Here is a 12,329-nt window from a genome sequence, read left to right as displayed (position 1 = left end):
TTATAAACGATTCCCAATTCCCCATTACCCATTCCCAATCTGCGAAAATCTGCGAAATCTGCGGACTGATAACAGGTGGCGTGACGGGTGAGGTTCAAACTCGGGGTAGTCTCCCGGGGTTGAGCCTCACGACCCGAGTCTTCGATCTAGCCGGCGGCCGGAAAAACTTAAATATTTTTTTATTTTTTGACCTGACAATTGTAATGATCGGTGAGGATCTGTTAATTTTTTAAACAGTTTCTTCTGAGGCGTCACCCGAGTCGAATATAATTAGAATTATATTTCTGTGCCTCAAATTATAGCGAGAAAAGTATCGACAGAAATTCACGCGGATCAATTGGACAATCGACCGATCGGCATCAAGTGCAGAATTGGGGGTGCTTTCAACCGATCGCGATCGGATGGATGGTCTGCTCTAGCATCCATGGGGTGCCGAATTTCGCCCGCCCCCCTAGAACCCCCCAGCCAAAAGGGTCAAAAAGACGAAGGTCAAGCGGGGGATAAAATAGAAAAACAATGTGGGATGAAACCCGACGTATTCACGCTTAGGAGTCCAACAATATGAGACGGATATTAGTCGTCGATGATTCAGCAACCATGCGAAAAATGGTGATGGCATCCCTGCGGGACGTGAAGGATGTGATATTTGGCGAAGCGGGGAACGGGTTGGAGGCGATCGAACAGTTAGAAATTGCGCCATTCGACCTGATGATTTTAGACTTAAATATGCCGGATATGCACGGGTTGGAGGTGTTGCAATTTGTCCTCAATCACCCGCAGTATAGCAAAACCCCGATCGTCATTTTGACGACCAAAGGAGATGAAGGCAGTCGCAGCGAAGCCCTGGCGGCCGGGGCGGCCTGTTATTTGACCAAGCCCTTCCATCCCAAATCCCTGGCGGGGGAAATTGTCAACTTACTCTCCGAACCCTCGACCAGCCATGCAAGTCAATAAATGGGAAGGGCGGCCGTGTCTAGTTCAACAGAAAACAACAATTTTTTCAACGACTTCTTAGACGACTATTTCGCCGAGTGCGAAGAACATTTGGCGGTGGTGCGCCGGGAACTGTTGGCTCTGGAATCCTGGGTCGATCGCCCCCAAATTGACGGGTCGATTTTGAACGAACTGTTCCGCAGCTTCCACTCCGTCAAAGGGCTCTCGGCGATGGTGGGGGTGCGGGACGCGGAGGAACTGGCCCACCACATGGAGAGTTACCTGCGATCGCTCCGGGACCGGCAAATCACCTTAAAACCGGAAGGATTCGACGCCCTGATGGTGGGCACCCAAACCCTGGAACGGGCGATCGAAAGCCGGCGCGACGACGCAGCAGAAAGTCCCGACATCGCCCCGGCCGTCCGCCAACTCGAAGCGGTGATTCCCCGGGAACCGGCCCCCGTCGCCACCGCAGTCACCCCCTGCGAGGTGAAACTGAAGCCGGAGGATGTCGATCGCCTGAAAACCCTCGCCCAGAGCGGCTGTCCACTCTGGCACTTCACCTTCAGCCCCGACACCGAACTCTCCAAACGGGGAATCGGCGTCAACGGCATCCGCGAACGGCTCACCCAAATCGGCGAGTTGATTCACGTCGCCCCCCGCCTGAAAGCCGACAATAAAATCGTATTCGACTTCATCTTGACCACAGACGAAGCCGAGGGCACGTTTGCGGGGTGGGAAGCCGAGGGCCTGAGTTGGGAACCGTTTCAAATCGCCGAACCCGAAGCGGAGTCGGGAGTCGGTATTAGGGAGTCGGTATTAGGGAGTCGGGAAGCGTCGGAGGAGTCGGAAGTCGCGGAGGAACCGCCGCCCGACGGCGACGGGGATGGGGAATCGGGCGAAACCGCGATTGCCCCCCCGACGGCCAAAACCGCCCCCCTGATGGGCACCTCCAACTTGGTGCGGGTGGACCTGCCCAAACTCGACGAACTGATGCGGATGGTGGGAGAATTGGTGATCACCCGAGCCCGGCTCGACGAAAATTTGAAACACCTGCCCGCCAGCGTCCCGGCGGCCCGACGGCGCACCCTGCAAGAGATCGCCCTCACCCTGGAGCGGCAACTGCGGGATTTGCGCCAGGGGGTGATGCAGGTGCGGCTCGTGCCCATCGGCGAAATTTTCGCCAGGATGCAGTTCGCGGTCCGGGACTTGATGCGAGTCACCGGCAAACAGGTAGCCTTGGACATCAGCGGCCAGGAAACCGAAATCGATAAATTCGTGGTGGAGCGGATGATGGACCCCCTGCTGCACCTGGTTCGCAACGCGGTCAGCCACGGCATCGAGTCCCCCGAAGAACGGGTCGAAGCTGGAAAACCCGCCGAAGGCCGGGTCGCCCTGCGGGCTTCGACGGCGGGGGAAATGGTGACAGTGGAGATCGAAGACGACGGCCGGGGGATCGATATCCGGCGGGTGTTCGAGCGGGGACGGCAACTGGGGCTCATCTCCGAACCGGCCGAAATTTTCGACCCGGACAACGCCGACGCCCAAACCATTTTGGACCTGCTGTGTTCCCCCGGATTTTCCACCCGGGAAGAGGCCGACCTCGCCAGCGGCCGGGGGGTGGGGATGGCGATCGTCAAAACCACCGTCCAGGAACTCGGCGGGGTGGTGACGTTCACGACCCGGCCCGGAAATGGGACCCATTTCACCATCCATTTACCCCTGACCCTAGCGATTACCGACGCTTTGATCGTGCGGGTGTGCAACCAAACTTTTGCCATCCCCCAATCCTCCGTGCGGGAGGTGATGGATATCGAAAAATCGGCGATCATCCGCCTCGAAGGTCACGAAATTATTTCTTATCGGGGTCAAATTGTACCGCTCAACTATTTGGAGCGCCTGTTCAACTGCGTTTCGGATTCAGAAACGGTTCCGGAAAAACTGACGATTGTGGCGATCGGCAACGGCGTCAGTTCCGCCGGACTGGTGGTGAATCGGATCGTGGGGTTGCGAGAAATCGTCGTCCGACCCCTGACCGACCCCTTCGTCCAGAGTCCGGGAATCGCCGGGGCGACCGAACTCGGCGACGGGCGGGCGGTTTTGATTTTAGATGTCGTCGCCCTGATCCGCAGCCAAAACCAAGCCCATTTATCGGCCCGTAATTACTATCAAAATCGGCGTCCGGCTCCGAATTGAGAAACCCGGTCGAATTCGATTTGAAGTTCGCGCCGTCGCGTTGAATTCTCCCTGTCATTCTTATGGTTAACTCGTCAGATCGTTCCCAACCTTTTATTCTGTTTGAACTCGATCGCACGACCTACGGCGTTCCGTCGGAAACGGTCTTGCAGATGGAAATGGTCGAGCAGATCACCCCAGTTCCCAACGTGCCGCCCTTCGTGGAAGGGGTGGTGTTTTCCCGGGGCCAAGTCATTCCCGCGATCGATTTGAGGGTGCGATTCGGATTTGAAAAAATCCCCTACAACCTGCGGACGCGGCTGATCGTGATTCACTCCGAACATCGCACGGTGGGTTTCATCGTGGATACGGCCCGGGAGTTCGTCAACATCCTCGACGGCGCCATCCAACCGCCTCCGGAGGGGATTTCCAGTTTAAGCGGCAAATATTTAGCCGGCATCGCCACCTTGGGGGAGCGGGTGATTTTGATCCTCAATATCGACGAACTGCTGACCCTGCCGGAATTGGTATCTTGAAGCGGCTCGATTCTCCACCATCCCCCATCGCACATCCATCCATCCAGCACGAGAAAGGTTGATTTAAAAATGGGCAAAAAACAGCAAAAAAACAATCGTAACGGTTCCGTCGGGACGGGCGATCGCCAAACCTCACGATTAGATATCACAGCCATCCGCGGCCAAATTGATCGCCTCAATCAGGCATCCGTCAAAATTGCCGACATCGCCCGCCAAGTCTCGGAAGGGGCCCAATCCCAACTGCAACTGCTCGATCGCAGTTGTGGCAACGTCGGGGGGATGACCACTTCCCTCAACGATACAGCCGCCCAGACCGAATCCGTCGCCAGTTCCACGGAAGAATTGGTGTCCTCCGTCAACGAAATGGCCGCCTCCATCGAACAGGTCTCCGCCAGCAGCGCCGCCCTGGCCACCGCCGTCCGGCAGACCGCCATCTCCATCGCCGAGAGCAGCAGCACCACGGCAAAAGTAGCCGAAACCGCCCAAGAAATGGCGACCTCGGCCACCCAAGTCACCGCCTCCATGACCCAGATGGCCGCCTCCATCAAAAGCGTCAGCCTCGACACCGAAAACCTGACCACATCGGTGAACGAGACCGCCGCCTCCATGGAAGAGATGACCAGCTCCATCGGCGGCGTGGCGCAAAATGCCGACGACCTCACCGCCGCGGCCGAAGAAACCAGCGCCTCCATCAACGAGATGGCCGCCTCCATCGAACAGGTCTCCGCCACCGTCGAAAATTTAGCCGCCACCGTCGAACAGGTGTCCACCTCGATGGAAGAGATCGCCCAGTCCGTCCAGGGCGTAGCCCAGAACAGCGATCGCATCACCGCAGTCGCCAGCGACGCGGCCACCAGCGCCGAACAGCTTGATCGCTCCATCCGCTCCATCGGCACCCTCACCCAGCGGGCCAACGAGATCGCCCGGGGTGTGGCCCTCGACGCCGACAAAGGGGGCAAAACCATCGAAAAAAGCATCCTCGGCCTGGGGCGGGTGCGGGATTCGATGGTCAAATCCGCCGACGTGATCCGGGACATGGGCAAGCGCACCGACGAGATCGGCAGCATCGTCGATACCATCAACCTGATCTCCGAACGCACCAACCTCCTGTCCCTGAACGCCTCCATCGAAGCGGCCCGAGCCGGGGAGGCCGGACGGGGGTTCGCGGTGGTGGCCGAAGAAATTCGCAACCTCGCCGACCGCGCGGCCCAGGCCACCTCCGACATTTCCACCATCATCAAAGGGTTACAGTCGGTGGTCCGGGATGCCGTGAGTACCTCCAACGACGGACTCCGCATGGCCGAAGATAGCGGGAGCCAAGCCGAAGACGCCCTGGCAAGCCTGCGGCAAATTCTGGGGGGCGTGGAACAGATCACCCAACTGATCGCCCAGATCGCCGGCGCCTCCGACGAACAACTTGCGGCCGGCCAAACGGTCGTCAACGCCATCAACACCACCGCCGACCAGTCCAAAGAGGTCGCCCGCGCCACCAAAGAGCAGGCGAAGACGACCCAGGGCGTCGTCCAGTCCACCCGCCATATGCGCCAAATTTCCCAGCAAGTCACCCAGGCGATGGGGGAACAGGCTCGGGCGGCTCGGGATGTGATCAAAGCGGCCCAAAATACCAACAACCTCGCCGGACAGGTTCGCAAGGCGACGTTTGAACAGAGTAAGGGAGCCGAGCAAATCATGCAGGCGGTGGAATCCATGCGCCGGGGCGTCGTCACCACCTCCCGGGCGATCGCGGAACAGTCCACGGCGGGGGATCAAATTTCCCAGGAAGCGGAGCGACTCTCCCAGATGGTGACGGGCATCACCCGGTCGATGAAAGAACAATCGACCAACGCCAACCAAATCACGGAAGCGGTTCAAAATATGCAATCTCAGTCCGAGCAACTGGCCAAGGCGATGGCCGAACAGGCCCGGGCGGTGCAGGACATGAATACGGCCACCCGCAGCATCGCCAAACAGGTGGCGACGATCCGAACGTCGAATCTGGAACATTCGGGCATTTCCGCCGAACTGCTGGCCGGCCTGGAAAGTATCCGAGAGATCGCCGATCGCAACGCGCAGGGGGTGCAACAGACCTTGGAGGCGACGGCGAAGTTGACCGCCCAAGCCCAAGCCCTCACCGCCATCGTCGATCGCGCCTGAGGGGGATGTGGGGCGTGGGGAAAGTGAAAAGTCACCCATTCAAAAATTCCCTATTCCCTATTCCCTATTCCCTATTCCCTATTTCTGGAACCAACCGATGACCATCAGTATTTTTACCACCGACAACCGTTTGATCGTGCGATCTTGGGACTCCCGACTGGCGGCAATGACCGGACGCCGGGGAGAAGAGGTGTACGGTTTGTCCCTGGGGGAATTGATCCCCGACCTGGAATCCCGGGGCCTGCTGCAACGCTTCTGGCAGGTTTTGGAAACGGGGGCGATCGAAACCCTAGCCCCGGCCTTGCACCACTATCTGATCCCCTGTGCGCCCAGTTCTCCTTCCCCTTACTTCGACCAGATGCAGCAGCGGGTGACGATCGCGCCGCTGCGGGAACAAGACGACATCGTGGGGTTGGTGATCACCCTGGAAGACGTCACCGAGCGTATGTCGCGGGAGCGGGAGCGGGAATTGGCCCGAGACCCCCACTCCGCCGCCTCCGAAGCCCCCCAAACCCCCGAATCCTACCGACCCCTGCTCGAAGATCTCCAGGACCGGCAGTGGCAAATTCGCGCCCGGGCGGTCGAACACCTGGCCAAGTGCGACACGCCGGAGGTGAACGCCGAACTCTTGGAACTCCTGCGCCGGCAGCACCGGAATCCCGGCATCCTCAACAGCGTCTTGCAGGTGCTCGCCCTCAGCAAGGTGGATACGATCCCGGTGCTGATCGAGTGTTTGGGGGACGAAGATGCCGAGTTGCGGATTTACGTGGCTCAAATTCTCGGCAAGCGGCCCGACCCCCGCGCCATTCCCCCCCTGATGGCGCTGTTGGACGATCCCGACCCGAACGTCCGCTACCACGCGATCGAGAGTTTGGGGCGGCTGCGGGCCGTCGCAGCGGTCGATCGCCTGATTCAGATCGCCGAGTCCGAGGACTTTTTCCTAGCCTTTCCCGCCCTGGACGCCCTGATGCAGATGGCCGACGCCAAACTCACCCCCCACCTGGTCCCCCTGCTGCAAAAGACCCTCAACTGGCAGTTGCGCCGGGAGGCCGTGGACAACCTGACCCTGGCGGACGACCCGGAACTGATCCGCAGCCTGCTGCGGCTGATGCGGGAGCAGCACCGCAACCCCGGCGTCCTCAACGCCACCCTGCAAATCCTCGCCCTCAGCAACGTCGATCCGGTGCCGGCCCTGACGGAATGCCTGAAAGACCCCGACCCCGACCTGCGGATCTATACGGCCCTGGCGTTGGGAGAGCGCCACGACCCCCGGGCTATCGAACCCCTGATCGAGTTGCTCGGCGATGCCGACGTCAACGTCCGCTATCACGCCATCGAGAGCTTGGGGCAACTCCGCGCCCGGGAGGCGGTGGACGCTTTGGTGGATATTGCCCGGTCGGGGGACTTTTTTCTGGCTTTTCCGGCGATCGAGAGTTTGGTCCGCATCGGCGACGCCAGCATCGTCCCCCGGCTGCTGCCCCTGCTGGAGGACGATTTGCTGAGTCTGCCCGTCATCGAGGCCTTCGGAAAGTTGGGGGACGCCGACGCGATCGCCCCCCTGACGGCCCAACTCAACCGCCCCGATCCCCCCGTCCGGGAGATCGTCGGGGGCATCACGTCGATCTACGGCCACTACGAACAACTCGGAGAGGGGACTCACGTCGCCGACCTGGCCCGTCAAACCCTCGAGCCGGCCGGGATCGAAAACCTGTTGCGGGCGGTCAGGCAGACGTCGGAACCCCCGGAGCAATTGGAGGGGTTGGTCTTGATGTTGGGGTGGCTGGAAGGGGAGGCGGTGGAGCGCACCCTCTGCGAACTCCTGGGCTGTGCGGAAGTGCGCGATCGCGTCGTCGAGGCTCTGGTGCGCTACGGCCCCCGGGTGGCTCCCCTGCTGATCCCCCAGTTGGACGCGGTTGAATTGGAAACCCGCAAGGCGGCGGTGACGATTTTGGGGCGGGTCGGCAGCACCCGGGCGGTTCCCCCCCTGACCTCCCTGTTGGGCAACGCGGAGCCGGAATTGGTGATGGCCACCACCGCGGCCCTGGCCCAAATCGGCGACGGGCGGGCCTACGAAGCGCTGTTGGCGCTGTTGGGACACCCGGACTCGGCCGTGCGCCTGGGGGCGATCGCGGCCCTCAATTCCCTCGGACATCCGGCCATGCCGGAACACATCTGCGATCGCCTCGCCGACCCCGATCCCCACGTGCGGGAGTCGGCGGTGAAAATTGCCGGGTACTTCGCCTTTGAAAACTGCGTCGATCGCCTGTTGGAGCGCACCCGCGACCCGGTGGAGCGGGTGGCCCGGGCGGCGGTGGAACACCTGCCCTATTTGGAAGACGTGCGGGTGCTCCCCACCCTGGTGGAGGCAATCAGGGGGGCGGCGGCGGGGCTGCGGGCGGCGGCGGCTCACTCGATGGGCGAATTGGAAGATACCCGCACCCTGGACCACCTGTTGCGGGCCCTGGAAGACCCAGACCACTGGGTGCGCTACCAGGCCGCCCGGGCGATCGGCCGCTACGATTACTATCTGATCGACACCCTGGAGGGGATCGAGATCCCGGACTCCACCCCTCACGCCCCCTCCGACGGCGAGACCGACCTGGCGGAGCGGGCCTTCGCCTCCCTCGAACAGTTGGCCGACGGCGACCCGGCCCACCCCGTCCGGGCCGCGGCTACGGAGTCCCTGGGGCGGATCGGCGGGGTGAGGGCGACGCCGATCCTGGCCCGGTTGGCCGATACGGACGACCCGGAGGGGGATGTCGCCCGGGCGGCGCTCCGGGCTTTGGGGCGCATCAACCGCGCCCAGGCCGTGCCTCCCCTGCTGACGGCCCTGAATTCTCCCGACCCCGAACGGCGTCTGGATGCCCTCCACGCCTTCCGGGAACGGGGCGGCGAGGAGGCGGGGGTCGCCCTGCAGTGGATGGCCGCGGCCGACCCGGAGGAGCGGGTGGTGGCCGCGGCGATCGAGTCCCTCTCCCGCATCGCAACGCCGGAGGCGATTTCGGCCCTGCTGGAGTTGACGGTCGATCCGAGTATCCGCGAAACTTGTCTTGATGCCCTGGTGACGCGGAATTGTCCGCAACGTCTGCAAGGCGAGTACATCGAATTGATTGCCGAAGGGCTGCGCCACGTCCATCCCGGCGTCCGCTGTTCGGTGGTGGAAGTGCTCAAGCGGCTCAAGCATCCCCAAGCCTCCGAATGTCTGATCGAAGCCCTCGGCGACTCTGATCAAAACGTGCGTCTGGCCGCCGTGAATGCCTTGGTTTACCTGGGAAATCGCACCTGCGAAGCGCAACTGGCCCGACTCGCCCGCTCCGACCCCTCCCCTGCGGTCCGTCGCGTCGCCCACCGGGGGTTGCACTCTTGAGCAACAGTTGGTCGAAATTGTAAATCCTCGCAATTCTTTCGACAACACTATGAGACAAGGCAGACCCGGAGTACATTTCTCCCCATCGGAGATAGGTTTTTCTGTCTTCCTAATTGTGATTAAGGTGAGACATGACATTTCGTCCCAACTCTCTCGAACTCCCCGAAAGCACCTTCGTGATTTTGCGGGATCTGATTCACGAAAAAACGGGTTTATATTACGAATCCGGCAAGCGCGACCTGTTGGCGGACAAGCTTTATCCGCGAATTTTTGAGTGGAATTTTGACTCGTTTTTGGATTACTACTACCTGTTAAAATATGATGAGAATGCGGCGGATGAATGGGTCAATTTGATGGATGCTCTGACGGTTTCTGAAACGTTCTTTTGGCGCGAATTTGACCAGGTTGATGCCCTGGTCAATGTCCTGCTGCCTCGATATGTCAAGGATGTTTTGGGGGGAAATTTGGGGTGGGGCAATGCGGGGATGGCTCGACCCATTCAGATCTGGAGCGCAGCCTGTTCGAGCGGCGAGGAACCGATCTCCATTGCCATAGCCCTCCAGGAGGCCGGGTGGTTTCACCGGATACCCATCCGCATCTACGGCAGCGACGCCTCGCCGCGGGCGATCGCCAAGGCCCGGGCTGGACTGTACCGGGAATATTCGTTTCGATCGCTCTCCCCCTCACTCCGACGCAAGTATTTCGTCCCGGACGGACACAATTGGAGAATTGTTCCGGAAATTCACGATCGCATCCGCTGGAAAGTTGCCAACCTGCGATCGCCAGATGACCTGACATTTATCGACCGCGCCCATTTTATCTTTTGTCGCAATGTGTTTATCTACTTTTCGGATTCGTCCATTCGGAAAACGGCAAAAACGTTATACGAAAAATTATCCGCACCGGGCTATTTGTTTCTGAGTTCCTCCGAATCTCTGTTGCAGCTCGAAACCGATTTCCAGTTGCTAGAGATCGACGGCGCCTTCCTCTACGTCAAGTCATCCTGAGTCCTGTCAATTCCGATGGAGTATCCTAAAACTATGAAAAATATTATCCGCGTTTTGATCGTCGATGATTCCGCCTACGTCCGCAAAGTGATCCGGCAGATGCTCTCCCGCAGCCCCTTTATCGAGGTGGTGGGGGTCGCCCACGACGGGGAAGAAGCCCTGGAAAAAATCGAACAACTCGGCGACCGCGTCGATGTGGTGACACTGGACCTGTTGATGCCCAAAATGGACGGCGTGGAGTTCCTTCACCGACAAATGGCCCGCCGTCCCCTGCCCGCGATCGTGGTCAGCATCGCCAACGAGGGGGGAGAAATGGTGCTCTCGGCCCTGGATGCCGGGGCGGTGGATTTCGTCCACAAACCCACGGCTTTGGCGACGGAAAAAATGTTCGACATTGGCGAAGAATTGATCGCCAAGGTGAAAACCGCCGCCAGCGTCCCCATCCACTGCCTCCCCGTCCTCAACGAGAGTTCGCCCGTCGCGCCTCCCGGCCAGGTTCTCAGTTCCGGACAGGTGGAATTGGTGGCGATCGGAATTTCCACCGGCGGCCCCCAGGCCCTCGCGTTCCTGATCCCCCAGTTGCCGGCTAATTTTCCTGTCCCTGTGACCGTCGTCCTGCATATGCCCGTCGGCTACACCAAAATGTACGCCCAGCGGTTGGACCACCTCTGCGCCCTCCGCGTCAAAGAAGCCCGGGCGGGGGATTTGGTCGTCCCCGGGGAAGTGTTGGTCGCCCCGGCCGGTCGCCATCTGGCGTTCCAACGCCGGCTCGACGGGAGCGTTGACGTCGTCTTGCAGGCGAAACCCTTCGACCTGCCCCACCGCCCCTCGGTGGACGTGATGTTTCAGTCGGCGGCGCAGGTGTACGGCGATCGCGTTTTGGGCGTCGTCATGACGGGGATGGGATCCGACGGCAAACAGGGTGCGGCCTGGGTCAAGTCCCACGGGGGGACGATTTTCACCGAGGCGGAGGAAACCTGCGTGGTCTACGGAATGCCGCGATCTGTGGTGGAGGCTGGTTTGAGCGATCGCAGCGTCCCCTTGAACGAAATGGCCTTGGCCATTCTGGAGTCTCTTTAAATCCTGTACGTTGAAATTCTGCGAGGTCTCGTGATGCTGCTGACGCAAAAACAAGAAGATGCCCTCGTCGGGTTCATGAACCTGATTCTCTCCCGGCGGACGGCGACGGCTCTTTCCGACTTGATTCAATCTCCCGTCGTCCTGGAAGTTTCGGGGATCTCCCTCTATCCCCTCAGCAAATGTGCGGCCGAATTTACCGACACCTTGAAAAATGATGTAGCCAGCATCCACCAAACTCTGTCCGGCCCCCACCCCGGCGATTGTCTGATGCTCCTCGATTATTACGTGGCGGTGATGCTCACCAATTTGCTGTGCAAACGTTTGGGACAACCCATCGTACAGCTCAATGTTTCGGCCTGTGAAGTGCTCACCGAAATGGGGAATATTTTGTTGGGCAGTTTCGTGCGGATTTTGGGGAATCTCATGGGCGGCTCTATCACCATTTCCGACCAACTTTTTTCCATTGACCCCTTCGATGAGTTGGTCAATTCCCTGATCGTTGAACATGATGAAATCCGCTACGTCCTGATCGTCGATCTCACGTTTCTCCTCTGCGATAATTCCGTCCCCGGACATTTGCTGTTCGTTTCCGGAGTCATGCCCCTCTCCTGCGCGATCCGGGGCATCGAAGCGTTGGGAAATTTGGCGGGTTCCAAATCTTGGCGGTAGGCAACTTTTCGCCCGGCTGTTGGCGATCGCGATCGCACCGCACCCCGGACTACAGGGCTGTTTCATTTTCCCCCGAAAAATGGCGTTGGCCGGACACAGGGGCGACCGGGGCAGAGGGGAAATTTTTGGGAATCAAGCCGACAGACATTTGATATTACCTTTGTCGCCGCTCGGCGTCTTTTTTGAAGGGGATAAATCCGCCCTGGAATTGGCGTGGCAGGCGTTGCAAGCGATCACCATCGATGGGAAACCCTCCCTCCCCGCCCGAGTCCAGTATCGGCTGCTGGCGGAGGATTCTCAGTACATTTTATAGCAGTGCGCGCTCCTATAGTTATAGCGCTGCGCGCGGGTGTAGGGTGTAGGGTGTAGGGTGTAGGGGCTAGAAATCGCCAAGACACATGGAAGTTT

General features: G+C 59.9%; 9 protein-coding genes. All 9 read left to right on the top strand.

Features of this window, described 5'->3' with window-relative positions; translation table 11 throughout:
- The first annotated feature begins 561 nt into the window (after positions 1-561).
- The 9 genes from LKE08_RS02545 (at position 562) to LKE08_RS02505 (ending at position 12,234) form a co-directional block, all read left to right on the top strand.
- On the top strand, positions 562-954 hold the full coding sequence (locus LKE08_RS02545) for a response regulator (protein ID WP_324702620.1): 393 nt from the start codon (positions 562-564) through the stop codon (positions 952-954).
- A gap of 15 nt (positions 955-969) precedes the next feature.
- Positions 970-3,129, top strand: a complete 2,160-nt coding sequence (locus LKE08_RS02540; protein WP_324702619.1) for a chemotaxis protein CheA — start codon at positions 970-972, stop codon at positions 3,127-3,129.
- Between the two features lie 62 nt (positions 3,130-3,191).
- Positions 3,192-3,644, top strand: a complete 453-nt coding sequence (locus LKE08_RS02535; RefSeq protein WP_324702618.1) for a chemotaxis protein CheW — start codon at positions 3,192-3,194, stop codon at positions 3,642-3,644.
- Between the two features lie 69 nt (positions 3,645-3,713).
- Positions 3,714-5,798: a methyl-accepting chemotaxis protein gene (locus tag LKE08_RS02530; RefSeq protein ID WP_324702617.1), complete on the top strand. Its 2,085-nt coding sequence runs from the start codon at positions 3,714-3,716 to the stop codon at positions 5,796-5,798.
- Positions 5,799-5,895: 97 nt separating this feature from the next.
- Positions 5,896-9,165, top strand: a complete 3,270-nt coding sequence (locus LKE08_RS02525; RefSeq protein WP_324702616.1) for a HEAT repeat domain-containing protein — start codon at positions 5,896-5,898, stop codon at positions 9,163-9,165.
- A 131-nt stretch (positions 9,166-9,296) separates the two neighbouring features.
- Positions 9,297-10,172, top strand: a complete 876-nt coding sequence (locus tag LKE08_RS02520; RefSeq protein ID WP_324702615.1) for a protein-glutamate O-methyltransferase CheR — start codon at positions 9,297-9,299, stop codon at positions 10,170-10,172.
- 33 nt (positions 10,173-10,205) lie between these two features.
- On the top strand, positions 10,206-11,252 hold the full coding sequence (locus LKE08_RS02515; RefSeq protein WP_324702614.1) for a chemotaxis response regulator protein-glutamate methylesterase: 1,047 nt from the start codon (positions 10,206-10,208) through the stop codon (positions 11,250-11,252).
- Between the two features lie 33 nt (positions 11,253-11,285).
- On the top strand, positions 11,286-11,921 hold the full coding sequence (locus LKE08_RS02510) for a chemotaxis protein CheC (protein ID WP_324702613.1): 636 nt from the start codon (positions 11,286-11,288) through the stop codon (positions 11,919-11,921).
- 148 nt (positions 11,922-12,069) lie between these two features.
- A complete protein-coding gene (locus LKE08_RS02505; RefSeq protein ID WP_324702612.1) occupies positions 12,070-12,234 on the top strand; it encodes a hypothetical protein in 165 nt (54 codons plus the stop codon).
- The last annotated feature ends 95 nt before the right edge of the window (positions 12,235-12,329 follow it).

Source organism: Lyngbya sp. CCY1209 (genome assembly GCF_035615495.1).
Lineage (GTDB): Bacteria > Cyanobacteriota > Cyanobacteriia > Cyanobacteriales > Microcoleaceae > Limnospira.
The sequence above is the reverse complement of the archived record's forward strand: the minus strand, read 5'-3'. Positions and strand labels throughout refer to the sequence as shown.

Excerpts from the sequence above, each read along its gene's own strand:
- LKE08_RS02545 (WP_324702620.1), top strand. The coding sequence starts at position 562 with ATGAGACGGATATTAGTCGTCGATGATTCAGCAACCATGCGAAAAATG.
- LKE08_RS02535 (WP_324702618.1), top strand. The coding sequence starts at position 3,192 with ATGGTTAACTCGTCAGATCGTTCCCAACCTTTTATTCTGTTTGAACTC.
- LKE08_RS02530 (WP_324702617.1), top strand. The coding sequence starts at position 3,714 with ATGGGCAAAAAACAGCAAAAAAACAATCGTAACGGTTCCGTCGGGACG.
- LKE08_RS02525 (WP_324702616.1), top strand. The coding sequence starts at position 5,896 with ATGACCATCAGTATTTTTACCACCGACAACCGTTTGATCGTGCGATCT.
- LKE08_RS02520 (WP_324702615.1), top strand. The coding sequence starts at position 9,297 with ATGACATTTCGTCCCAACTCTCTCGAACTCCCCGAAAGCACCTTCGTG.
- LKE08_RS02515 (WP_324702614.1), top strand. The coding sequence starts at position 10,206 with ATGAAAAATATTATCCGCGTTTTGATCGTCGATGATTCCGCCTACGTC.
- LKE08_RS02510 (WP_324702613.1), top strand. The coding sequence starts at position 11,286 with ATGCTGCTGACGCAAAAACAAGAAGATGCCCTCGTCGGGTTCATGAAC.